This window comes from Flavobacterium faecale, assembly GCF_048320115.1.
Taxonomy (GTDB): domain Bacteria; phylum Bacteroidota; class Bacteroidia; order Flavobacteriales; family Flavobacteriaceae; genus Flavobacterium; species Flavobacterium faecale_A.
On the sequence record NZ_CP182943.1, the window covers coordinates 582,110 to 607,491 of the forward strand.

General features: G+C 34.3%; 23 protein-coding genes. 6 read left to right on the forward strand and 17 right to left on the reverse strand.

The genetic code is table 11. The annotated features are described in order from the left end of the window. Nucleotides 1–55 precede the first annotated feature (55 nt). Both idi and ACNH59_RS02330 read right to left on the reverse strand, forming a co-directional pair. Nucleotides 56–583, reverse strand: coding sequence for an isopentenyl-diphosphate Delta-isomerase (gene idi, locus ACNH59_RS02325; protein ID WP_418263844.1), 528 nt, complete (start codon nucleotides 581–583; stop codon nucleotides 56–58). A 71-nt stretch (nucleotides 584–654) separates the two neighbouring features. Next, nucleotides 655–2,226: an NAD(P)/FAD-dependent oxidoreductase gene (locus tag ACNH59_RS02330; protein WP_418263845.1), complete on the reverse strand. Its 1,572-nt coding sequence runs from the start codon at nucleotides 2,224–2,226 to the stop codon at nucleotides 655–657. A gap of 137 nt (nucleotides 2,227–2,363) precedes the next feature. Between ACNH59_RS02330 and ACNH59_RS02335 the strand changes: the two genes are divergently transcribed. Continuing rightward, nucleotides 2,364–2,603 (forward strand): hypothetical protein, encoded by a 240-nt coding sequence (locus ACNH59_RS02335; protein WP_418263846.1) that lies wholly within the window; start codon nucleotides 2,364–2,366, stop codon nucleotides 2,601–2,603. Nucleotides 2,604–2,675: 72 nt separating this feature from the next. On the opposite strand, the gene ACNH59_RS02340 is transcribed toward ACNH59_RS02335, so the two are convergent. Continuing rightward, nucleotides 2,676–4,871, reverse strand: a complete 2,196-nt coding sequence (locus ACNH59_RS02340; protein WP_418263847.1) for a RecQ family ATP-dependent DNA helicase — start codon at nucleotides 4,869–4,871, stop codon at nucleotides 2,676–2,678. A gap of 85 nt (nucleotides 4,872–4,956) precedes the next feature. On the opposite strand from ACNH59_RS02340, the gene ACNH59_RS02345 reads away from it, so the two are divergent. The 3 genes from ACNH59_RS02345 to lptB all read left to right on the forward strand — a co-directional run bounded on the left by ACNH59_RS02345 (nucleotide 4,957) and on the right by lptB (nucleotide 7,551). Then, entirely contained in the window at nucleotides 4,957–5,922 is a 966-nt protein-coding gene (locus ACNH59_RS02345) for a KpsF/GutQ family sugar-phosphate isomerase (protein WP_418263848.1), read from the forward strand. Then, nucleotides 5,922–6,743 carry a twin-arginine translocase subunit TatC gene (tatC, locus tag ACNH59_RS02350; protein ID WP_418263849.1) on the forward strand — a complete coding sequence of 274 codons (822 nt, stop codon included), beginning with the start codon at nucleotides 5,922–5,924 and terminating at the stop codon, nucleotides 6,741–6,743. Before ACNH59_RS02345 ends, tatC begins: the two co-directional genes overlap by 1 nt. 67 nt (nucleotides 6,744–6,810) lie before the next feature. Then, nucleotides 6,811–7,551 (forward strand): LPS export ABC transporter ATP-binding protein, encoded by a 741-nt coding sequence (lptB, locus tag ACNH59_RS02355; protein WP_418263850.1) that lies wholly within the window; start codon nucleotides 6,811–6,813, stop codon nucleotides 7,549–7,551. Between the two features lie 59 nt (nucleotides 7,552–7,610). Here the strand turns inward: lptB and ACNH59_RS02360 are convergent, their stop codons facing one another. Genes ACNH59_RS02360 through ACNH59_RS02370 form a run of 3 tightly spaced genes read right to left on the reverse strand, consistent with a single transcriptional unit; the run spans nucleotide 7,611 to nucleotide 9,614 of the window. Then, entirely contained in the window at nucleotides 7,611–7,991 is a 381-nt protein-coding gene (locus tag ACNH59_RS02360) for a PH domain-containing protein (RefSeq protein WP_418263851.1), read from the reverse strand. A 45-nt stretch (nucleotides 7,992–8,036) separates the two neighbouring features. Continuing rightward, a complete protein-coding gene (locus tag ACNH59_RS02365) occupies nucleotides 8,037–8,891 on the reverse strand; it encodes a glycoside hydrolase family 25 protein (RefSeq protein ID WP_418263852.1) in 855 nt (284 codons plus the stop codon). A gap of 12 nt (nucleotides 8,892–8,903) precedes the next feature. Then, nucleotides 8,904–9,614, reverse strand: a complete 711-nt coding sequence (locus tag ACNH59_RS02370; RefSeq protein ID WP_418264866.1) for a CDP-alcohol phosphatidyltransferase family protein — start codon at nucleotides 9,612–9,614, stop codon at nucleotides 8,904–8,906. Between the two features lie 272 nt (nucleotides 9,615–9,886). Here ACNH59_RS02370 and ACNH59_RS02375 point away from each other — a divergent pair, with 272 nt between their 5' ends. Both ACNH59_RS02375 and ACNH59_RS02380 read left to right on the forward strand, forming a co-directional pair. Then, nucleotides 9,887–10,873 (forward strand): PorV/PorQ family protein, encoded by a 987-nt coding sequence (locus ACNH59_RS02375; RefSeq protein ID WP_418264867.1) that lies wholly within the window; start codon nucleotides 9,887–9,889, stop codon nucleotides 10,871–10,873. 13 nt (nucleotides 10,874–10,886) lie between these two features. Beyond that, nucleotides 10,887–12,035: a DUF4105 domain-containing protein gene (locus tag ACNH59_RS02380; RefSeq protein WP_418263853.1), complete on the forward strand. Its 1,149-nt coding sequence runs from the start codon at nucleotides 10,887–10,889 to the stop codon at nucleotides 12,033–12,035. A 2-nt stretch (nucleotides 12,036–12,037) separates the two neighbouring features. Here the strand turns inward: ACNH59_RS02380 and ACNH59_RS02385 are convergent, their stop codons facing one another. The 11 genes from ACNH59_RS02385 to ACNH59_RS02435 all read right to left on the reverse strand — a co-directional run bounded on the left by ACNH59_RS02385 (nucleotide 12,038) and on the right by ACNH59_RS02435 (nucleotide 25,371). Beyond that, nucleotides 12,038–13,390 carry an exopolysaccharide biosynthesis polyprenyl glycosylphosphotransferase gene (locus tag ACNH59_RS02385; protein ID WP_418263854.1) on the reverse strand — a complete coding sequence of 451 codons (1,353 nt, stop codon included), beginning with the start codon at nucleotides 13,388–13,390 and terminating at the stop codon, nucleotides 12,038–12,040. A 128-nt stretch (nucleotides 13,391–13,518) separates the two neighbouring features. Continuing rightward, nucleotides 13,519–14,862: an O-antigen ligase family protein gene (locus ACNH59_RS02390; protein WP_418263855.1), complete on the reverse strand. Its 1,344-nt coding sequence runs from the start codon at nucleotides 14,860–14,862 to the stop codon at nucleotides 13,519–13,521. Further along, a complete protein-coding gene (locus ACNH59_RS02395) occupies nucleotides 14,859–15,938 on the reverse strand; it encodes a glycosyltransferase (protein WP_418263856.1) in 1,080 nt (359 codons plus the stop codon). Before ACNH59_RS02395 ends, ACNH59_RS02390 begins: the two co-directional genes overlap by 4 nt. Before the next feature lie 29 nt (nucleotides 15,939–15,967). Continuing rightward, on the reverse strand, nucleotides 15,968–17,083 hold the full coding sequence (locus ACNH59_RS02400) for a glycosyltransferase (protein ID WP_418263857.1): 1,116 nt from the start codon (nucleotides 17,081–17,083) through the stop codon (nucleotides 15,968–15,970). 6 nt (nucleotides 17,084–17,089) lie between these two features. Beyond that, nucleotides 17,090–18,082, reverse strand: coding sequence for a glycosyltransferase family 2 protein (locus tag ACNH59_RS02405; protein ID WP_418263858.1), 993 nt, complete (start codon nucleotides 18,080–18,082; stop codon nucleotides 17,090–17,092). Further along, nucleotides 18,079–19,578, reverse strand: a complete 1,500-nt coding sequence (locus ACNH59_RS02410) for a glycosyltransferase family 2 protein (RefSeq protein WP_418263859.1) — start codon at nucleotides 19,576–19,578, stop codon at nucleotides 18,079–18,081. Before ACNH59_RS02410 ends, ACNH59_RS02405 begins: the two co-directional genes overlap by 4 nt. 42 nt (nucleotides 19,579–19,620) lie before the next feature. Beyond that, a complete protein-coding gene (locus ACNH59_RS02415; protein ID WP_418263860.1) occupies nucleotides 19,621–20,763 on the reverse strand; it encodes a glycosyltransferase family 4 protein in 1,143 nt (380 codons plus the stop codon). Between the two features lie 267 nt (nucleotides 20,764–21,030). Continuing rightward, on the reverse strand, nucleotides 21,031–21,354 hold the full coding sequence (locus ACNH59_RS02420) for a GIY-YIG nuclease family protein (protein ID WP_418263861.1): 324 nt from the start codon (nucleotides 21,352–21,354) through the stop codon (nucleotides 21,031–21,033). 824 nt (nucleotides 21,355–22,178) lie between these two features. After that, nucleotides 22,179–23,054: a hypothetical protein gene (locus tag ACNH59_RS02425; protein WP_418263862.1), complete on the reverse strand. Its 876-nt coding sequence runs from the start codon at nucleotides 23,052–23,054 to the stop codon at nucleotides 22,179–22,181. Then, nucleotides 23,051–23,938, reverse strand: a complete 888-nt coding sequence (locus tag ACNH59_RS02430; protein ID WP_418263863.1) for a hypothetical protein — start codon at nucleotides 23,936–23,938, stop codon at nucleotides 23,051–23,053. Before ACNH59_RS02430 ends, ACNH59_RS02425 begins: the two co-directional genes overlap by 4 nt. Then, on the reverse strand, nucleotides 23,938–25,371 hold the full coding sequence (locus tag ACNH59_RS02435; RefSeq protein ID WP_418263864.1) for an MBOAT family O-acyltransferase: 1,434 nt from the start codon (nucleotides 25,369–25,371) through the stop codon (nucleotides 23,938–23,940). Before ACNH59_RS02435 ends, ACNH59_RS02430 begins: the two co-directional genes overlap by 1 nt. Nucleotides 25,372–25,382 lie beyond the last annotated feature (11 nt).

Here is a 25,382-nt window from a genome sequence, read left to right on the forward strand (position 1 = left end):
CTGTATTTACCGCTAGTCTTATTTTTCACTAATAACACTCTTAAACACGCATTTTTTAAATTCTATTTTCTTCTAAAAAATGATAAAATTCTTCAAAAATAATCTTAAACCAAACGGTATAGGAATCTGGATTAGACTTTATATCTTTTTGAACAGCTTCAATTGCCATCCATTTCCAATCTTGCACCTCATCCGTATTGATTATTGGAGCCTCATTGTAATATCCAATCATCACATGATCCAGCTCATGCTCCGTCAATCCATTGTCAAAGGGAGCTTTATAAATAAAATGGAACAACTCTTTTAATTCGGTTTCAAAACCCATTTCCTCATACAATCTGCGACTTCCAGCCTCAAGGTTTGTTTCACCCTCTCGCTGATGACTGCAACAAGTATTCGTCCAAAGTAATGGAGAATGGTATTTATGAGCCGCTCTTTGCTGCAGCATCATTTCGTTTTTATCATTTAAAACAAAAACGGAAAAAGCCCGATGCAACACTGCTTTTTCATGCGCTTCTAACTTAGGCATTAAACCTATCTGTTCGTCTTTTTCGTTAACTAATATTACGTTTTCTTCTATCATAATTTATTTCAGTGTCACAAAAATACAAAAAGATAAGCGACTGTTTTTGAATTACTGTATTGTTTATTCCTTTAATCCTTTATTTTTTTAAGACATTCCGCAATCATGAGTGCACATTTTTCACCATCTATGGCGGCCGAAATAATTCCACCAGCATAACCAGCCCCTTCGCCACAAGGATACAAACCTTTGATTTGCAAATGTTCTAATGTTAGTCCGTCTCTAGGAATCCTAACAGGTGAGGAAGTTCTGGATTCTGGCGCATGGAGTATGGCGTCATTTGTCAAATATCCTTTCATCGATTTTCCAAATTCTGAAAAGCCTTCTCTTAAAATTTGAGTTAAAAAACTAGGAAAGACTTGCCCCATTTCTACCGAAGTCGTACCTGGAACATAGGAAGTTTTTGGAATTTCAGCCGAAACCTTGTTTTGCACAAAATCGACCATGCGTTGCGCGGGAACTCTCTGAGTTTCTCCAGCCAAATGCCATGCTCTTTGTTCGATACTTTTTTGAAATTCCATACCCGCTAAGGCTCCAAATTTTGCAAAAGGCTTAAAGTCTTCTAACTTTAATTCGATAACAATTCCTGAATTTGCCGTAGCTTGATCACGCTTAGAAGGCGACCAACCGTTAGTCACTACTTCACCCGGACTTGTCGCACAGGGAGCTATCACTCCTCCTGGACACATACAAAACGAATACATTCCCCTACCTCCCACTTGCTTCACAATACTATAAGGGGCAGGCGGCAAAAATTCTCCACGATAATCACAACTGTATTGAATTTGATCGATTAAAGACTGGGGATGTTCCGCACGAACTCCCAAAGCAAATGGCTTGGCTTCAATTAAAATCTTTTTTCTATCTAGTAATTCAAATATATCACGAGCAGAATGCCCTGTAGCTAAGATTAATTTATTCGCTAGAATAGTGTCCCCGTTTTGGGTAACAACTCCTTCTACCTCATTATTCTTGACCAGAATATCAATAACTCTTGTTTCAAAAAGTACTTGACCACCACATTCTATAATCTTATCTCGAATATCTTGAATAATCTGCGGTAATTTATTGGTTCCAATATGAGGATGCGCTTCCACTAAAATATCTGGTGTCGCTCCAAAAGCTACCAACAATTCCAATATACGGGTGACGTCACCACGTTTTTTGGATCGGGTATATAATTTTCCGTCAGAATAGGTTCCAGCTCCACCTTCACCAAAACAATAATTAGAATCTTCATCTACAATATGGTCTCTATTGATGGCTTTCAAATCTCTTCTTCGACCTCTTACATCTTTACCTCTCTCTAACACTATGGGCTTCAAACCCAACTCCACTAATTGCAATGCAGCAAAAAGACCTGCTGGCCCCGCGCCTACAACAATAACTTCTTGAGAATGAACCACATTAGGATAGTCGGGTAATTTAAACGATTCTTCCGAAAAAGCTTCCCCTTTTAAATAAACAGCCACTTTAAGGTTGATTTTTATTGCCTTCTGACGGGCATCAATTGACCTTTTCAATACAACAACTTGCTTCAAGTCAGCTGTTGGTGTTTTTATTTTTTTACCAATAAAATCTTTTAATAAAAGTTCATTGCTAGCAGTTTCTGGTGTTACTTGTATGAGAAGTTCTTGAGGCATTTTGTAGTATATTATTCTATGCTTTGTTCTATTCGAATATCGAAAATAGCATCAGCAAGCAAAAGTAGTATTTTGATTTGATTTTTTTCAAATAGCTGTTGTCTTTGTATCTTTGCCTTATAAAAAATTCACTACCAATGTCTCGAAAAATTAAAATGATTTGGGATTTCCGCGGACCTGCTGGCGCAAAAACAGCTGAACACCATGAAATTCACCTAAAAGAATATATCGAAATTGAAAAACTAACTTTAAAAATTACGGGGTTTGAAATCAAAAACGAAATGCACGCTATTGCTTTTATGGTGGTAACAGACGAAAATATGCTACAAGTACGTGATGCTTTGAAACCACATCGAGCAGAATTATATGTAGAGTAAATGCAATACACAGTCACAGTTTTTAGTCTCCATTCAAACTGAAAACTAAAAACTGCGACTGAAAACTAAAAACTAATTAGCTACTTCGCTAATAAACTTAATACGCATCAAGCGTAATTCATCAATATCGTATTCCCCATCGAATTCTTTAAGAGCTTCATCAATCTTATCCGATTCTGATTCCATAAAGTATTCGTGAATTTCTTCTTGTTGGTCTTCATCAAGCATATCATCAATCCAATATTGGATATTCAATTTGGTACCAGCATACACGATTTGCTCCATCTCCTTTATCAAATTATCCATTGTCAAGCCTTTCGCTTTTGCAATATCGTCTAATGATAATTTTCTATCTATATTTTGAATGATATACAACTTATTAGCCGAATTAGTCCCAGTAGATTTTACAACTAAATCATCAGGTCTGACAATGTCATTATCTTCAACATATCTGTTGATTAAATTGACAAATTCTTTACCATATTTCTTTGCTTTTCCTTCACCAACACCATGAATATTGACCAATTCCTCAATGGATATGGGATACTTCAATGCCATATCTTCTAATGAAGGGTCTTGAAAAACCACAAAAGGAGGCACACCAATTTTCTTAGCTTCCTTTTTACGCAGCTCCTTCAACATATTCATTAAAGTCTCATCAACAGCAGCAGTAGATTTTGCAGCTGAAACGATAGCTTCATCTTCAGACTCACTATATTCGTGATCATAGGACATCATAAACGAAGTTGGGTTTTTAATATAATCCAATCCCTTTTCGTTTATCTTAACTATACCATAGGTCTCAATATCTTTAGTCAAATAACCTGCTACTAATGATTGGCGCAATAATGCCATCCAATATTTTTCATCATACTTAGAGCCACAACCAAAAAATGGCTGAACATCTGTACGATGGGCTTTGATAACCGCGTTAACTCTTCCTATTAGTGTAAAAACAATTTCTTTTGACTTGTACAAATGCTTGGTATCTCTAACAACTTCAAGCAACTTAACCAATTGATCTTTAGCTTCCTCTTTTGACTTTGGATTGCGCACATTGTCATCCATATCAGCTCCTTCGCCTGTTTCACTGTCAAACTCTTCCCCAAAATAATGAAGTAAAAATTTCCTTCTTGACATGGAAGTTTCCGCATAAGCAACCACTTCTTGTAGCAAAGCAAAACCAATTTCCTGTTCAGCAACTGGTTTTCCCGACATGAATTTCTCCAGCTTTTCCACATCTTTATAAGAGTAGTACGCTAAACAATGCCCTTCACCGCCATCACGACCAGCACGACCAGTCTCTTGGTAATAACTTTCGAGTGATTTTGGAATATCATGATGAATCACAAAACGAACATCTGGCTTATCGATTCCCATCCCAAATGCGATAGTCGCGACAACAACATCAACATCTTCCATCAAAAACATATCTTGATGTTTGGCTCGAGTCTTAGCATCTAAACCTGCATGATAGGGTACAGCACTAATTCCGTTTACTTTTAAAACCTCGGCAATAGCCTCTACTTTCTTACGACTTAAACAATAAATAACCCCCGATTTTCCTTTGTGTTGGCGAATAAAACGAATAATATCCGACTCCACATTCTTGGTTTTTGTACGTACTTCATAAAATAAATTAGGTCTATTAAACGAAGCTTTGAAAGTAGTTGCATTAGACATATCTAAATTTTTCAAGATATCTTCTTGCACTTTTGGGGTCGCCGTTGCAGTAAGACCGATGACTGGAACATCACCTAACTGCTTGATAATATTTTTTAAATTTCGATACTCTGGTCTAAAGTCATGCCCCCATTCTGAAATACAATGCGCTTCATCAATCGCCACAAAAGAAATAGTGACACTTTTTAAAAACTCCACATTTTCTTCTTTGGTCAAAGATTCTGGAGCTACATAAAGCAATTTAGTCAACCCAGAAGTGATGTCTTTCTTAACTTGGGTAACCTCTGTTTTAGTTAATGAGGAATTTAAAACATGTGCTACACCATTCTCGGAAGACAAACTACGAATGGCATCCACTTGATTTTTCATTAAAGCAATTAATGGAGACACAACAATAGCAGTGCCTTCTTGTATTAATGCTGGAAGTTGGTAACAAAGGGATTTCCCTCCTCCTGTGGGCATAATCACAAATGTATTCTGTTTATTGAGCAAGCTTTTAATTACTTGTTCTTGCAACCCTTTAAATTGGCTAAAGCCAAAATATTTTTTTAATTCTTTATGGATATCAATTTCGTTTGAATTCATTCTTTATTATATGGTATTTTATATAAATTTGCACCATATAAAGATACTAATTTCTTTTACACATACAAATTATAACTATTCTGTTTTGATTACTAAAGAAAATATATTGGCAATTGCCAAAAAAACCATTCTATCCGAAAGTGACGCCATTGCAAAACTTACTGATTACCTTGATGATAACTTTCACAAAGCCGTAGAAGCAATCTTTAACTCCAAAGGAAGATTAGTGGTAACAGGAATTGGAAAAAGTGCCATTATCGCTCAAAAAATGGTCGCTACTTTTAACTCTACAGGCACTCCTTCCTTATTTTTACATGCATCTGAAGCCATCCATGGAGACCTAGGTATGATTCAGCATGAAGACATCATAATTTGTATTTCAAAAAGCGGAAATAGCCCCGAAATTAAAGTGCTAGTTCCTTTATTAAAACGATTTGGAAACACGTTAATAGCCATCACCGGAAACACCAGCTCGTTTTTAGGAAAGGGCGCTGACTATATCCTAAACACAACTGTTGATCAAGAAGCTTGTCCTATTAATCTTGCTCCAACCAATAGTACCACGGCACAATTAGTAATGGGCGATGCTTTGGCAGTTTGTCTGATGGAAATTCGGGATTTCAAACCTGAAGATTTTGCAGTATACCACCCCGGAGGTGCTTTGGGAAAAAAATTATTACTGAAAGTTAGCGACATGCTGGAACATAGTCTAAAACCAATTGTGACTCCAGACACTTCAGTCAAAAAGGTTATTTTTGAGATTTCTGAAAAAAGACTCGGGGTGACAGCAGTAGTTGAAAACAATAAAGTAATCGGAATCATCACTGACGGTGACATACGAAGAATGCTTACGGACAGAGATACATTTGTAGATTTAACGGCAAAAGACATTATGACGCATAACCCCAAATTAATTCAATCTTCAGATAGGGTTGTCGATGCATTGAACCTACTGGAAGACTATAAAATCACCCAATTGATAGTTGTAGACAATGACGAATACAAAGGGGTATTGCATTTACACGACATTTTAAAAGAAGGAATCCTATAATGGCAAAAAAAAACCTAAATGAGATGTCTTTTTTAGACCATCTTGAAGACCTGAGATGGTTACTTGTAAGAAGTACCATTGCCATCATTATTATGGCTTTTTTTACATATTTTATCAGTGACTATCTTTTTGACACTATCATTTTTGGCCCCACAAGGCCTTCCTTTTTCACCTACACCTATATGTGTGAACTGTCACATCAAATAGGTATTGGAGAAAGTATCTGCATCACCGAAATGCCTTTTATAATTCAAAATACCGAAATGGAAGGCCAAGTAAATGTTTTTATATGGATTTGTCTCCTTGCTGGTTTCATCCTTGCGTTCCCTTATATTTTATGGGAAATATGGAAATTCATCGGTCCAGCTTTGTATGAAAATGAAAAAAAGAACGCCAAAATATTTATCTTTTTCTCCTCTCTTCTCTTCTTCTTAGGGGTCCTATTTGGCTATTTTATAGTCATTCCCATGTCGGTTAATTTTGTGGCCACTTTTACCGTTAGTAGTGTGGTATTAAACCAATTTACTTTGAACTCTTACATTGGAATGGTCAAAACCTCGGTACTCGCAGGCGGATTGTTTTTTGAACTACCCATAATCATTTATTTTCTAACGAAATTAGGACTGGTTACCCCTACTTTCTTAAGAAATTCTCGAAAATATGCTATTGTATTGGTACTGATAATTGCCGCCATTGTTACACCACCTGATGTGGTGAGTCAGACCATTGTTGCAATTCCGATGCTATTGATTTACGAGGCAAGTATCTTTTTGTCGGTATTTGTCCATAAAAAAGAAAAAGCAATCGTAACAAAAAATTAGGACTATTATAAGTAGTTTATTTGTTTCTTTGTCTAACAAATAAAGTGCACACCAATTCAAAATAAAAATGATTTTAAGAGCCGATAATTTAATTAAAACATATAAAGGACGTAGCGTTGTAAAAGGCATTTCAGTCGAGGTGAATCAAGGAGAAATCGTAGGTTTACTCGGCCCTAATGGAGCAGGAAAAACCACTTCTTTTTATATGATTGTAGGCCTCGTAAAACCCAATGCTGGCAACATCTATCTTAACGATTTAAATATCACTAATTATCCCATGTACAAACGGGCACAACAAGGAATTGGATATTTAGCACAAGAAGCATCTGTTTTTAGAAAGCTGAGCATTGAGGACAATATTTTGAGCGTACTACAATTGACTAAACTTTCCAAAGAAGACCAAATTGCAAAAATGGAAAGTTTGATTGCCGAATTTAGTTTAGAACACATCCGAACGAATCGTGGCGATTTACTTTCTGGAGGAGAACGCCGTCGTACCGAAATTGCGCGCTGTCTCGCTACGGATCCAAAATTTATTTTGCTTGACGAACCTTTTGCCGGTGTAGATCCTGTAGCGGTAGAAGATATTCAGCGAATTGTAGCCCAATTAAAAAATAAAAACATCGGTATATTGATTACAGACCACAACGTTCAGGAAACACTTGCGATTACCGACAAAACCTATTTGATGTTTGAAGGAGGAATTCTGAAAGCTGGAATCCCAGAAGAATTAGTAGAAGACGAAATGGTACGAAGAGTCTACTTAGGTCAAAATTTTGAATTGCGTAAAAAGAAAATCGATTTTTAGTATCCCAATATAACAAAATTTAAAAGGCACTTTGTATTCTAACGAAGTGCCTTTCTTTTTTACTTTAGTACGTGTGTTGCCAATACTTTATGTACATCATATACATTAACCGATTTATTAAATTGTTTTTTAATACTAGGTAGTTGCTCACTGGAAACCCAAATTTTTAGTTCGGCTTCCAAGTCAAAAGTACCCGCCGTTTCAATACTAAATCTCGAAATATTCTTGTAAGTCACTGATTTGTACTCGACTTTACTACCTGTCAGTCCTTGTTTATCTACCAAAATAAGTCTTTTGTTCGTAAAAATAAACACATCTCTAACGAGCTTAAACCCTAATTCAATATGTTCTCCATCAATCAATAATTGACCGTAATCTTTTTGTAAATCATCTTGACTAACGGTACCTGCATTTCCTAAAATTGCTGAAAATATTCCCATTTTATTTATTTTTATAATTATTTCAAATCAGTATTCGACTAAAAATCAATCCACCGTTATAAACTGCAACTGCTGTAAATCACCATTAAAAATATTCACATCTACATTTCCAGTAATTCCAGTAACGGAAGCTTTTTCAGTAAATTGCCAAAAAAGCCAGTCTTCTTCAATATTTTCTCGATAAAAATTATAATTAGCAATCCAGAATAAGTATTCAGAAAATTCTTTTTTCAAGAAATCAGCATAATATTTTTCCCCAGTATAAATGATTGGCCTTACTTTATAATGGGCTTCTACCCGTTTCAACCAACGTCTCAATCCCAATCTCAATTGCTCCATGGACTGATTGTCAGGCATTCGTTCCAAATCGACTACAGGAGGCAAATCGCCTTTTTGTAACCGAACCGTTTTAATAAATAAATTAGCCTGTTCTATCGAGTTTTCATCGGGACGATAATAGTGGTAAGCACCTCTAATAAGTTTCTTTTCCTTGGCAGCTTCCCAATTCTCCTTATATTTTTTATCCAATCGATCACAACCCACAGTTGCTCTAATAAAAACAAAATGAATTGGATAATCATTCTCTATCATTTTCAATTCCTCCCAATCTATTGCTCCTTGATATTCAGAAACATCAATCCCAACCGATTTACCATTCAGACTTCCTAAAACCTGATGGTTTCGAATATCCGAAAGCCTCTTACTTTCTGCTTTTTCTTTTAAAACTTTGTCTGTTTTAAAACTAAAATAATACGCTAAACCATTGCGATAATGATACAGAATAGCCATTAGTACCAAAGTAAAAACCAACACCATAGAAAATATTTTAAAATTCCTATAGAATGCAGATACCTTTTTCTTTTTACCAACAGACTTCCTACGAACCGTTTTTTTTCTCATTTTAGGAATTAATTACTTCTTAATCCATTGGTTGTTGACAACTGAAAGGAGTACATAAAAAAGAATCAACAACGGAATTCCCGCAAAATGAAAAAACAAAACCAATAGAAAGGAAAAAAGAAGAAATATGATTTGAATCAGATTATCTTTAACAGTAAACTTCTTTAATTTCAACGAAAACAAAGGAATTTCAGCGTTAAGGATATAGGCACTTCCTAAAACAATAGCAAGCAAGACCCATTGATTCGTTAAGAACTCCAATGTAAATAACGAATCACTCGTATGTAAAACCAAGGGCAAACTCAATATAAACAACGCATTAGCAGGTGTAGGCAATCCTATAAACGAATCTGTTTGACGGGTATCAATATTAAAATTCGCCAATCGATAACAAGATCCTAAAGTAACCACAAAACCTATATATGCAAAGAGTGGATTATCCGTAATTTCATTTTGAGAACTATTCAACATCGAAAACATTACATAGCCAGGAACTACTCCACTGGTCACCATATCAGCTAAAGAATCCAATTGCAATCCTAACGGACTTGATACTTTAAACAATCGAGCAAAGAAACCGTCAAAAAAATCAAAGAATATCCCCAAACAAACAAAATAAAAAGCCCATTCAAAATTAGACTTTGTAATAAAAACCAAAGCAATGCAACCCGAAAACAGGTTTAATAAAGTAATCAAATTAGGAATCTGTTTTTTGATAGCAATCATGGTTTTTGTTTTTTCTGTTTGCACAAATTTAGTATAATAACGGAATGAAATTGATGTTTTTTACTATAGTTTTTTATCAACAACAAGTCACTTTCCTTTTTATTTAAGCATAAAGAGATATTAGCTCACTAAAAAATTATATTTTTGAAGAAAAATAACAACCTTTGTGTTTTAAAATCATACAATTGAAAAAAATTCATTGTTTCATTTTGTTCTTAATTTGCACTTCAAATTACAGTCAAACAGTTAGAAAATACTCTAACGAATTCATGAATATTGGTGTAGATGCTGCAGCTCTAGGAATGGCAAACACTGTGGTATCTTCTACTAATGATGTCAATTCAGGATATTGGAATCCTGCAGGACTTGTCAATTTAGAGGATCACCAAGTTGCTTTAATGCATGCTAATTATTTTGCAAACATAGCCAAATACGATTATATCGCCTATGCAAGCCCAATTGATGATAACAGCGCATGGGGAGTTTCATTAATTCGGTTTGGAGTAGACGATATTTTAAACACTACCGAATTAATTGATAGTCAAGGAAATATAGACTACAATAGAATTAGCCTTTTCTCAACTGCTGACTACGGCTTTACATTTTCTTATGCTAGACGATTGCCTATTGAAGGTTTTCAATATGGTGCGAATGCCAAAATAATCAGACGTATTATTGGGAAGTTTGCCAGCGCTTGGGGATTTGGATTTGATGCAGGGCTGCAATTTGAACGCAATAACTGGAAATTTGGATTGATGGCAAGAGACATCACCACAACTTATAATGTATGGAACATTGACGAAAAAGAATACAAAAAAGTATCCGATGCTGTGGAAGGACAAAACCAAGAATTACCAGAATCTACAGAAATCACCGCTCCCAAATTACAACTTGGACTCTCTAAAAAATTTATTTTCCACTACGATTACAGTCTACTAGCAGCCACTAGTTTGAACATGCGTTTTGCTCAAACCAATGATCTCATTACTACAAAATTTGCCAGTATCGATCCTGCCTTAGGTTTTGAATTTGGCTATACTGATCTAGTTTTCGTCAGAGCTGGAGTGGGAAATTTTCAAAATGTAGAACAATTGGACAGCACCCAAAAAGTCGAATTCCAACCTAATATTGGGTTAGGATTTAAATACAAAGGAATCCAAGTCGATTACGCTTTAACTAATTTAGGAAATCAAGGCACCACTTTGTATTCCAATATTTTCTCTTTAAAAGTAGATTTAGGTCAATTTAGAAGATAAAAAAAACACCAAAATGAAAACCAATAGTTTCAAATCAACCTTCCTTTTTTCATTTGTATTTAGTATCATTTCTTTTTCTCTCTCCAGTCAAAACATCACTTTGTCTCCAAAAGCAAAGGCGAGCATTTTGACCTGCGGTACAGGAAACGAATCTTATTCTTTATTTGGACATACCGCTATCCGAATAGCAGATACAGATAACAATCTCGACATAGTTTATAATTATGGTGCTTTTGATTTCAATACACCCAATTTTGTCGCCAAATTTGCCAAAGGCGATTTACAATATTTTGCAGTTACCCACTCGTTCTCTAACTTCATTGGACAATACAACTACGAACGCCGCGACGTTTATGAACAAGAATTAGCTTTGAATCTTGATTTAAAACAAAAGTTATTTGACAACTTAAATCAATCATTAGCGTCAGGAGACAGCTACTATACATACAAATTCATTGATAAAAACTGCACGTCAATGGTGGTAGACATCATCAATAAAACCATAGGAGAGCATTCTATTGCAAAAAAAACAGACACAGAAAACACTTATAGAGCCATCCTATATCCTTATTTTGACAATCATTTTTATGAAAAATTAGGAACGAGTATCATCTTTGGAACTAAAGTAGACGCAGTTGGAGACCATATCTTTCTCCCTTTAGAATTAATGCATAACCTAGAATTCGCCAGCTTTAATAAGCAAAAATTAGTTCCTGAAAAAACCAAAACTCTTTTAGAATTCAATGATACAGCGCCAACATCTTGGTGGAATAATTGGTATTCGTATTTAATCCTTCTCGGACTTATCGTCTTCTTGAACATTAAAATCATCAATCAAATTTACTTTTTAGTCTTAGGACTAATTGGAAGTTTATTTGTCTTTTTAGGATTTTACTCAGGACATCTAGAGCTAGCAAACAATTACAATATCTTACTATTGAACCCTTTGCTTATTGTCTTATCTTTTACAATGAATGCAAAGACAAAAAGAAAATGGGTATACCAATTAGCCTTGTTAAACCTAATCTTATTAATGGTTTATGTTATAGTACTAATGAATAAGATTCATTTTTTGCTAGTACTTCCGATGATTCTTACCAATGGATTTTTACTAACAAAACTTGCCATTCATCACAACAAAAAGATTGCCGTTATCGTATAGCGCTATTGCCCCCTGTAAAAAAGTATGGTAGTGATTGTTTTTAAAGAGATATTCAAATCAAGATAAAAACTTCTGTGCTTGATATAATACAAATCATATTGTAATTTGATAAGGCTATCGTCAATATTCTCACCATAGGAATAATTAACTTGCGCCCATCCCGTTACCCCTGGCTTTATAATATGACGTGTCTCATAAAAAGGCATGGTTGCAGCAATTTGACGAACAAACTCGGGACGTTCTGGTCTGGGGCCAATTAAAGCCATATCTCCTTTAATCACATTGACAAACTGTGGAATTTCATCAATTCTCGTTTTCCTCAGAAACTTACCAAAACGAGTAATACGATGATCGTTTGGAGTACTAAAAACCGCACCATTAGTTTCCGCATTCTTAATCATAGTCCTTAATTTCCAAATCTTGAAGGCAACACCATCCTTCCCAATGCGTTCTTGATAATAAAACAACCCGCCCCTATTTGCAATCAAATTCCCAAACAAAATAAATGGCAACAATACAAATCCAATTGCCAAACCTACAATAGAAATAAAAAGTTCTATTAAACGCACTACAGCAAGGTATAATTTATTTTGATTGCTTCGGCTAAAGGGAAAGAATCGATAAAAATCCATAGCAATATATTGAACAGGTATTCGGTGCGTTTTAGACTCATATACTTGGGTATACTCTCTAATAATCTTTCCTGTTTCTAATATTTTTATTAATTGCTGGTACAAGTCAGCATCGACACCTTCGGTCATTTTGGTAGCAATCACAACCTCCGAAATGCCATTTTCCTGAACATATTCTAGTAAATCTGGAACGGCAACACGCTCAACATACGGAAGTTGAGCTCCTTTCCCTAAGTCGCTTGGCTTGGTTGTTAAAAAAGCAATGATTTTATAATGTGGATCGATGTTTTCAATCCCTTGAATCAAACCCGAAACTTGATTTTCTTCGCATATCAACAATGCATTTTGCAAAAAACGATTGGAAGCTAAATATTTCACGTAGAATAAACGCCAAGCAATTAACATTGCAAACAGGACGGTATAAAAGGATAGAATCTGCAATCGATTCTTTGGGAGTTCAGGAGAAAAAACAGGGGTTAACAAATACACCAAAACAGTAAAGGAGACCGTTAAAAGCGTACTTTTCAGCACTTGAAACTCATTGCTAGCCACTTGAAGATGATACATTTCAAATACCACTCCAAATAGCACCAAATAACTAACAAGCAATATAGAACAACTTGGAGTGAATACAATTTCCTTTAAATAATGGATATCAAAAATACGCCCCACTCCGCATAGGGCAAATAAAACAAAAAAAACATCAAAAAGAAACAGTATCATCTTCCTTTCTGATATTTCAAAATGTATTTTGTTTTTGGACATACAATTTCTTGTTACAGTCGCAATTTAACCATTTCGGATGGGTAAAATCCGCAAAAAGCACATTTTTTTAATCCTAAAATTAAAATTTATTTTTTAGGATTGGTTTTTGATGGAACCAACTGGATATTAAGCAATGACAAAGAATATACAAAAGCTGGAACCGCAGTTCGCATGGCGGCATGATTAATCGTTAAAAACCAAAAAAGCACAAAACAAATCATAAACATATTAAACGAATTTTCCAGATATAGGACTAGTGGTGTGAAAAACAATATTAGCAAGGCTATAATCCCTAAAGAACCATGTTCTGCAAGCATTCGGGTTATCTCATCGTGTGAGACTGCAAAATTACCTGTAATCTCTTCTCTAATTTCAGCTCCCTTTGCCACTCCTACACCAAAAATAGGATTATTCAAAAACATATCAATCTCCGTCTCTGCGATATCAGCACGTCCTGTAAATTTACTGGTTTTTGCTCTCCCTTGAGCATCTTGGTTAGCATACCTCTTATCAATTAAACCTCCTGTCTGAAAAGAAGAATAAATCCAAGTGACTATCATAGCCATTGCCATTAACCCCAAGATATAGTTCAACTTAACCTTCCCTCTAAAATTCGTTTTTACATATAAAAAAAGCAATAAAGAAACAATCATCAACAAGCCCGTAAGCATCCCTCCCCTAGAAAAAGTCACAATTCCACGATAGGTGATATTCAAAGCAACTATTAAGTTGATAATTAATAAAAACTTATTTTTGGATACCAAAATGATCCTAGAAAAGAAAATAAACATCCCTAAACCTAAAAAAGTGGCTACCTGATTAGGACCAAACCCCCCAGAAGTAGCAAAATTAGACTGTGTACTAGTAACAACATCTCTAATATTTGGTGTGTAAAAGGTTAAATAGGACATACAAGTCACAATAGGCAAGCCTAATGCTAAAAGAATACTGTTAGTTTGTTCCAATGTAATCCTTCTTCTAAAAGTATATAATGAAGCTAGCCCCAGACAGACCGGACCAGAAATATTAAAGGCAATAGTTGTCCTTATATTGGTATCAAAATCCAAAACAAAAGTAGAGATTACAACACTAGGTACCAATAAGATTAAATAAATCCAATAGGGGGTTGCACCTCTAGCAAATCCTTTATAATACATCCCCAGCAACATAAAAATCATCACCCCATATTTCGAAAACTCATAGGAAATATTCCCTCCTGTCATTCTCAAAAAAACCTCACTACCAGCAACATAAGCCGCTGCCAAAAGCACTTCATGATTGGCATTCTGTTTTTTGACAACATAATAAACGCCAATAAAAAAAGTTGAAAAACCATATATTTTAGCTGTAAACGGGAATAAATAAACTAAAAAACCAATAAAGACATGGAGTAAAATCACATACAAATAAGGCAAATCAGCTTTTTTCATAATTCAATCTTTTTTAACCATCTTAAATATTTTTCTATAACCGAAGCCTCTATATATCCTTCAGTTATTGTTTTATGTAATGCCAATCCAAAATTCGTTTGTAGATGACTACTTTCGATTAAAGTTACTACGCATTTATAAAAATTAGCTACTTCAAAATCGGTTACTAAAAATCCATTCGAACCATTTTCAATCAGCGAAGGGATTTCGCCTACTGCAGTCACAACAACAGCTAGCTTGTGCAAACCATACTCTAATAAAGCAACAGGTAAACCCTCAGATTTCGAACTTAGAATACCAATGTTAGCTTGTTTTAAAACGGTACTAATATCTAGTACGGTTCCATAAACAAAAACAGTTTTTTCAAGATGATTATCTTTAATTTTCTTTTTAATTTGCATTGAATACAAATCGTTAAAATCTTTCCCTACTAAATGAAAAGTCCAATCAGGATGTGTGTTTTTCATTTTTATGGCTACCTCTAGAATTAAAAAATGATTCTTTTGTTTTCTTAAGTTAGCCAAACAAACGATTCGTTTATTTTTTTCTCCTTTCAAAATTGTTTGTCCTATCTCATCATTATTTTCAGAAACAAAATTGGGTAAATAAATCACATTTTTAAAATCAAGCTTTTCTTGAGCCCATTTTTTTAATTTTTGATTAACAACGATGATTCCATTAAAAAAAAAGCTACTCCATTGTAAAATAAATGATTTTCGCTTCTCTAAAAAATCACTATTTCCATAATGGTCATGCCATATTATTTTAAATTTTGGGTAAATTACTTTTAAAAATACCGCAATAAAAAAAGATGTACTATGTGCATGAACTAGTTCAACTTTATTTTTTTTCATAAAATCACGTAATCTCAGTACAGCTTTGATATCAAATGTACTTTTTCGATTTAAGAAAAGGTAATTAACATTCGAATTAATTTGTTCTACCAAACTCCCTTCCTTTCGACTAGCTACCAAACCTGAAAAATCAATTTGACGTGCAAGTGCATTAGCATAATTCACGGCCATTCGTTCAGCTCCACCGGCTTCTAATGAATCTATGAGTTGAAGTACTCGCATTATATATACTTTCAATTATTAAAAATAAGTTAACATAGTAACTTTTTTATTTCTTGCTCAAAAACAGTAAGGGTATATTGATTTGACCATTTGTAAGCTTGCTGACTTTTCAAATTGAACTCAGCCTGCTTTTTGATTAATAACAGAATTTGCTGACTATCTTTTTCCGAATCCATCGTTAAAATCACTCCTCGACTACCATAATCTAACATAAAAGGAATACAAGACACTTTTGTTGCCAGTGGCACCGTCCCCCAAAACATCCCTTCGGCAATGGCTTTTGGCCAACCCTCACTCACTGATGGCAAAATCACAAAATGACTTTGCTGATAGGCTTCTTTTAAAACAGCCTGGCTTTGATTTCCATTTAATAAGACAATAGAACCCAAATTGTATTCTGAAATATACTTTTCTAAAGCAACTCTCTCAGTACCTTCTCCATATAAATTTAAAAAAACATTGTATCCTTTTTTATGCAATACTTCTACTAATTGCACAGCATACAAAGGTCTTTTCCCTTTGGATAAAGTACCCACGAATATAAAATTAATGGCAGCTCCCATTTCTTTAGGCTTCCAAATCTTTTTTTCATCCTCTTTATAGGTAGCCGTAAAAAAAGGTATTATGTTCCTGGATTGATTAGGCCATTCTCCATACACTAAAACCTTCATATTGCGCGTCAAAAAAGAATTGTTTAAAATCCATTTTTGCAAACGATAACTCCAAGGTTGTCTGGATTGAGAATCCCAATTACCAGCATATTTAGCTGTTTTAGTTTTCGAAGGAAAAAAGACTTGAATCAAACACCCTAACAAACCTACATTTCCAGGGCAACGCAAATGAATATGATCTGCTTCTTTCATGGTCTTAAAAATAGACGAAAGAAGTCTAGGTAAAACTAAGATTGTAAAAAAAATAGACTTGACTGATAACAGATCAAAACTAGGAATCGCAACGAATTCTTGTTTTTCGTTCAAATAGGAAGTGTGAATTGCAGTTCGATTTTCATCCATTAATGGAGCCACAATGATAATTTTATCTACATAAGCCCCCCAAATATTCATTTCATTTACATAAGGTGCATAAGCAAAATAGTCCTCATCTACTTTTATGTGTGGAACATGCGTAAATATTGCAAATTTCATTATTACTTATTTTGGCTTACTAAATAACAAACTCAACCAACCAATAGTCCTTCCTACTGCTTCAGTTAACGCTTTATTTTTATTGTGGCTTGTAAATGTATTACTAAATCGGATAACAGTCAAAAGTATTGTGATAGAATGCCATTTGAATTGGTCTCTCCATTTTGGATTAGGATTTTTGGTTCGCCAAACAAACCATCCATTACGGACCACCATTTTACCATATCGGTACTGATTCGGTCTTCCTGAATCAGCGTGATAATGACTTAATTTAGCCTTAGTATTCAAATACAACGGTCCCATTTTGGAAACTCTTAAACTAAAATCGGCATCTTCGTACAAACCATAACCTTCAAAATAAGTTGAAAAGCGCATGTTTTCAAATATTTCTTTTCGAAAAGAGGAAACCCCTCCCATAATCAATTCAACCTCATAAATCTTCCCACTCGGAGGTAAAAATCCCACACTTCGCCCATGAGAATATAGGGAAGAATACCCTGGAGGATAATTACTATCCAATCCTAATTTCTTTCGCAGCACAAAACGAGAACCATCTTTACGCTTCCATCCATCAAAATAAAATTCATTTGGAGTTGCTTCATAATGTTTCCCTACATAATCCCATTTTGTTTCATTATGGATATAGCCTCCAACACCCAAAGCATCTGGATGAAGCTGATAGGTCTCCATCAATTTTTCAAAATAATCCCTTTCTAAAACCGTATCATCATCCAAAAAGCAGATAATATCTATTGCTTCTGCAACTCTTTCTATTCCATAATTACGTTGCTTGGTTAAACCGCGATTTTCATCTGAGACTTTAAAATAATGCAATTGTTCAAAACAATTTTTCTCGACCACTTTTTCAGTTTCATCGTTGAATGAACCATCAATAATTAAAATTTCATTGGGATAAACGGTTTGCTTCTTAACCGACTCTAACAACAAGAGCAACGGTTCTGGTCTCATATAAGTACAAATCACTAATGAAAACTTCATTGCTTTTGATTTAATTGATTAGCCCAAAATACACTTTGATTCCATTGTTTCCTGAAATTTACCAAATAACGAATCGGATTTTTTATTTTTTGATGTTTAAAATATTTAAAAAAAAGGGTTGTTTTATACCCCAATTGTTGTTTGCTCGTTTTATGTAAAATACAGCTCAACATAACTGTCGGGGACGGCTTAGGCTGAATATCATCCTTTTGCCATTTCAAAACAGCCTTCGTTCTGAAACCACCTATTGGCGCTTTTAAATGTAGAATATGTGGTTCTGGTAGATAAATAATATCTTGTCCCAAATTTCGTATTTGCATCCCGAAATCGAAATCTTCTCCAAATCCAAATTCATAGCCAACATTAAACTTAGATTGTTTTAGAATAGAAGTTGCAACTATACTACAACCCGAACCAAAACTTCGCCATTGGATTATGTTTTTTATATTACTTTTTTCACCTTCTCTCAAACAACTTACAGACACTGCTTTTATGTCAAATTCTAGAATAGTCTGGAACGCTTTTTTAAAAAAATCAGTTTCAAAAACAATATCATCATCCGCAAGAAAAACCCAGTCACTTTCCACTGCATCTAATGCCAAATTTCTAGCATTACAAGCTCCTGCTTGATGCGTAAAAATGTGTTTTATTTGAAAAGGCCAAAATTCGGATTCTAAATAATCCAACTCAGTGCTACTAGCTTCATCCGGATTTTGCTCTACAACAATCACTTTTTTGGGTAATACAATTTGTTTCGCTAAGTCTTTTAACACATCATATAAATATGTTTTTCTCCCAATCGTCGGAATGATAACATCAATTGTAGGCTCGTCAATTACTTCTTTGGAGGATACAACTTTAACACCTTCTAAACTAAATGATGAATTCCTTTTTCTAAAACAAAAAGCAGTTAAAAAAGGCAACAATACTAATCGTTTTTCATAAATAAGTAAATTTAGAAACAACAAAAACACCCATCGTGTTCGATAGTGTTGTTTGACAAATTTGAAAAGGGTGTAATGGGAAGAGGTCGGAATGTTGCTTATTTCTGCATTCTTCAATAACTGTGGTTCTGAATAACACAATAATCCCAAAGGCATTGCCTGTTTCGCTACTGAATTTAAATAATAATCAAAATCAGTATCAAAAGGAATGCTATCACTTATGGCAATTAAAACAGAAGCATGCACCATACCAACAATACTACTCATTTGCCAACTAGGATAACTTACTTTCTTATTAACATTGACAAATAAGGAATCGTCCACATAACCTATAGCTTCATTAATAAAATTAGAAAGACTAGGTCGATAAGAGAGTAATAGTTTATTATGATGAAAAAGAATTGGTAAAACCTCAGTATTTAAAGACGCTTTGCAATCCAAATGACACCAAACTATAATTTCATTAGAATAACGATTTGCCAATTGATTCAATCCTTTCACGATAGAAACTTTTGCATCAAATTCAATTGCAGTTCCTTCTAGCGAATGCACTGAACTAATTTTGTTATTTATATGATAAACAAAAATCAAAATCTATTGAATTAAGGATTGATAAAAGGCCAAACTTTGTTGAGCGACTACTGCAATACTAAACTTACGCATCACTTTTGCTCTAGCTGCCACACCAAATTCAGTTCTCATTTGGCTATTGGATAGCAATATATTGATTTTTGAAGCATATTCCACATGATTCTTTGGATGAACCAAAAAACCATTCACATTATCGTCAATCACATCTACTGCCCAACCTATATTAGAAGCAACTATTGCTTTTTCCATCGCCATAGCTTCAATCCAAGACACAGGTAAAGCCTCTGCAAAAGAGGGGAACACACAAACGGTACTTTGATTGATATGGGTTTGTATGGTATTATAGGGCACACTTCCTAAATAACGCACCTGAGCCATCGCCTGTTCAGAAAACAAAGATTTCATCATCTCCCAAGTTGACTTTGAACCTGATATGATATCGGGTACATCTTTCCCTACCAAGACCAATTGAGCTGTTGGATTTTCTTTGATGACTTCATTAAAAATATACGGTAGTTCCAATAATCCCTTCTTCCGAATCAAACTACCAAAATATAAAATAGTATTTGAGGAAACTTGTATCTTTTGATCTTTTGCAAAAGCAGTAACATCAATCGAATTAGGAATAATCGTAAACTCTTTCTTCAAACCAAAAACAGCATTTGTTGTATCCGCCGTAAACTGACTTACGGAGAGCAAGGCATCTGCGTTTTGAAGAGAACGTTTTTCGTGAAATTTATTTTTCCATTTGACCACTCGCTCGTCTAGATGACAAAAATAAGTATCAGAGCCGTTAAGTCGCATTACAACTGGACAGTCAAGAGACATAAACGAACTAATTCCTGTCCAATCCGCCACTTCAACTACCTCTATTTGCTTGCAGCGGTATAAGTTATTAATTATTTGCTGAATTTTTTTTCGAGTAAAAAACCATGACAAGCCTTTTATTTTGACATTTTTAATTTGCTGAACAAGCACTCCTTCATCTTCAAACATCGAGTCCTCCTTTTGCCCATATACCAATACTTTTACAACACAACCTTCTTGCAAAAGTCCCTGCGCTAAATTTTTGATACTGGTCCCAATACCGCCTGAATTACCAGTCTTGGCATGAGGATATTCAGGTGTTAAAAATGCTATTTTCATACTGTTTTGTTTTTATTGATGAGCATCTCAACTTAAGCCGTCTTGAGCGATAGTCGAAGCCTCGATCTGACAAACGTTATTGATTCACGACTCGTGTTGTCAGGTCGAGCGGAGTCGAGACCCGTTTTAATAATTACTTTTTTTTATATAAATCCATCTCGACTACAGCGTGCCTAACCGATAGTCGAAGTTCTCTATTTGACAATTGTTATCTATACACTAATCGCTCTGTCAGGTCGAGCGGAGTCGAGACCCTTTTAATAATACCTATTCCTCATCCGATAAATTATTCTTACAATGCGTTTCATTTCTACATTCTGACAACAATTGTAATCTGTCATAATTCTTATCAATCAAAGCTTGTTTCTTTGCCCTACTCCATTTTTTTATTTTCTTCTCAAATTCAATTGCTTGGTTAGGTTCTGTGAATTCTTGATAAAAAACTAAATGTACAGGTTTCCTTGAAAACGTATATGCCTCAGGATATTTACCTGAATTATGTTCCATTACTCTCCTTTCTATATCAGATGTAATCCCTACATATAAAGATTCGTCTTGACATTTTAATATGTACACAAAATAGAACTTCATATCTTTTCAAATTAAAACTAAATTAATTATGTTTTCTTAACTAAAAGCATCTCGACCATAGCCTTCCTTGAGCTATAGTCGAAAGGCTCGATGTGACAACCTTTGATGATTCACGACTCGCTCTGTCAGGTTGAGCGGAGTCGAGACCCGTTTTAATAATTACTTTTTTTTATATAAATCCATCTCGACTACAGCCTGTCCTAACCGATAGTCGAAGTTCTCTATTTGACAAACGTTATTGATTCACGACTCGTGTTGTCAGGTCGAGCGGAGTCGAGACCCATTTCAACAATTACTCTTCTTCTCTAAATGCAGCTCAACTTAAGCCTGTCCTGATAGATAGTTAAAGAAATCGATCTGACAATCGTTATCTATACACTAATCGCTCTGTCAGGTCGAGCGGAGTCGAGACCCGTTTTAATAATTACCCTTCTTCTCTAAATGCAGCTCAACTTAAGCCTGTCCTAACCGATAGTCGAAGTTCTCTATTTGACAAACGTTATTGATTCACGACTCGTGTTGTCAGGTCGAGCGGAGTCGAGACCCATTTCAACAATTACTCTTCTTCTCTAAATGCAGCTCAACTTAAGCCTGTCCTGATAGATAGTTAAAGAAATCGATCTGACATCTGACAATCGTTATCTATACACTAATCGCTCTGTCAGGTCGAGCGGAGTCGAGACCCGTTTTAATAATTACTTTTTTTTTATATAAATCCATCTCGACCACAGCCTGTCCTAACCGATAGTCGAAGTTCTCTATTTGACAAACGTTATTGATTCACTACTCGCTCTGTCAGGTCGAGCGGAGTCGAGACCCGTTTATCAAAAAAAATCATTAATCACCCTAGCTGTAAAAAGTCGGGCTCCATTATCATTCATGTGTCCACAAGAAGAAAAATAGTGATCCTCTACCACTGCATTTTCGTAATTGTGTATCTCGGGGTAGGCTTTTTTTACCTTATCAAAATAATTTATCCCTTGGGTATTCTCACACATTGGCGTCATTACCGGAATAAAATTAATATTATTTTGAATGCATAACTGTTTGATACTCTCGTAATATTTGTTGCGAACCAATGGCTTCAAATTGGTCAAATTGTTTTTCATATTTCCTTTTTTACTCTTAAGTAATGGATAGTATCCTTTATTATTGAGCAAACTAGTTTTTTCTTCTTTGATTATTTTAAAAACCTCTCTAAATCCTATTTGGGAATCAAATTTAATATAACGGTAAAATGGGATATAATACAACTCATTAAAATCTTCTTCCTTTAAAAAGTGGTTCTTTACAGCCTCTGAAGTATGTAAATAGGGCAAAAACTTAGACGAAACACCTTCGGCTCGATGTTCGTTCGACAAATTCAAATCGGCTTCAAGAATTAGATTTTTGATTTTGTACTTTCGTTCCAACATCAATTTCAGCAACAAATCGGCTTCAAAAAGATGCCCCCCACTCATACCAAAATTGAATGTCTTCAATCCTTTTTTCTCAAACATTTCACTTACAAAATGATTATTTGCTCGGGATGACCCTAAAATGATTACATCATATTGTTTGCCGTTAGAATTATAGACATAATCTATTTTCCCTCTATTGTTTGATTGATTATAAACTAAAGTATAACCGTAATCCAATACCGCTGCTACTACAATAGTAATAATGATTCCTTTCAAAATAAAGCCTAAAAACTTTCTCATTTATCTTTCAACATTTTTTCAATTATAATTTCGGTAAAAAAAGTGGCCCCATCTCGATTCAAATGAGAATAATTTTGAAACATTGCATCATTAGTAACAACTTTTGAAAAGTTATACAAGCCAGGTATTTTTAATTGTAACTTTTCGACAAATGATAAATTTTCAGCATGCAAACTAAACGGTGCACAAAAGTAAGAGACATTCATATTATTTTCTCTTACAAACAAATCAATTTGGTCAAAACATTTGTTATTTCTTTTTATCTCAGCAGGTAACGAATAATGGCTATTAGACGAAGTCCCTTCTAAAGGAATAAATCCTAAGTTTTTAATTAATGGGGTACTTTTATCTAAGGTATTCAAAAAAAATTCTCTAAATCCAATCTTAGGCTCATACCTACAATACCTATAAAACGGAATCATGCTAACTTCTCGATTATCCCTAAAATATTGATTGAAATACGCTCTTGTTATTTCGTTTTCATTTATAAAAGGCATTAATTGCCATTCCAGTACATTGGAATGACCATCCTCCATATTATATATATAATCAACCTGAATATAAACTTTATGAAATTTTATTTGATATTTTTTTATCAGTTTTAGAATAGTAAAAACATCATTTAATTTAGAGGCTGGAAATCCTAGATTTATCGCTGATTTTCCCGTTTTATCATATATCAACTTAGGAATTATTGCGTTTTCAACTCGGGAAGAACCTAAAAAAATATAATCTATTTTTTTTCCTTTTAAGCTTCTTAAATATTGGATTTTAGTACGCGGTACAGCTTTTTCATAAACTGTAGTGAACGAATAATCCAACAGGTATAAAATCCCCAAGATTAACAAAAAAAGAAATACTATATATTTAAGGAATTTCTTCATTAAAACTGAAAATAGATAAATTCTTTATAATCAGAAAAAGTGCCCAAAGTAATAATCACTACTAAGCAAAATGCTAATCTGGTCTCACTGTATTTTCCAGAAATAGGTTCTTCCTTAAAACGATTGTTCCATTCGACCGCAACAAACAATAAGATTAACACTAATAACTCGTAATTGTATCTTTCATTAGAAAGATACTGCGAAACAAAATTTCCTTTCGTAAACATTCCTTTTAAATACAATAGGGCATCGGAAATTGATTGGGCTCGAAAAAAAACCCAAGCCACACAGGACAAAAGGAAAGTAAGCATAATATGAAAAATGGTATTCAACGATTCTAAATTCCATTCTAAAGGTTTTGCTTCAACATTGTTCCTATTTCGCTTCAATAATAATAAAGGCAAAAAATAGACTGCGTTCAAAAATCCCCATGCCAAGTACGTCCAATTGGCTCCATGCCAAAAACCACTGACCACAAAAATGATGAATACGTTTCGAACTTGTTTAAACTTTGATCCTTTACTTCCTCCCAGCGGAATATATAGATAATCCTTGAACCAACTGGACAATGAAATATGCCAACGACGCCAAAACTCCGCTATATCTCGAGAGAAATAAGGATAATTAAAGTTTTTCAACAAATCAATTCCAAATAATTTAGACATTCCTAATGCCATATCGGAATAGCCTGAAAAATCACCATAAATCTGAAAAGCAAAATAAATGGCTCCTAAAATCAAAGACAGTGAATTCATTTGAGTATAGTTATCAAAGATTGCATTGGCATAAGTCGCACAGGTATCGGCGATAACCACTTTTTTCAATAAGCCCCAAATCAATTGAAACATTCCTTGTTTGGCTTTTTCAAAATCAAAATGTCTTTTTGTTTTTACCTGTGGCAATAAGTGTGTTGCACGCTCTATAGGCCCAGCAACTAAAAGCGGAAAATAACTCACAAACAAAGAATAATCAATAAAATTATACTCGGCTTTGATTCTTTTGTAATAAATATCAATTACATAAGACAAACCATGAAATGTATAAAAGGATATACCAACAGGCAATACCACATCCAACAAAAATGGACTAGACTTAAAGCCAACGCCATTTAACATTTCAGCAAACGAACTGGCAAAAAAGTTATAGTACTTGAAGAGTCCCAAAAAACCTAAATTAACTCCAATACTCAACCAAAACCAAAATTTTCGAGATTTGTCGTTTGCACTTTTCTCAATTTGAATTCCTGTATAATAATCTAAGAAGGTAGAAAAAACAAGCAGAAATAAAAATCGCCAATCCCAGCAGGAATAAAAATAATAACTGGCTACAATTAGAATTAAATTTTGACTACTCTTTGTTTTATTAAAAACAAACCAATATAATATAAAAACAATCGGTAAAAAAACCGCGAAAGTTAAGGAGTTGAAAAACATAGACCAGTTTA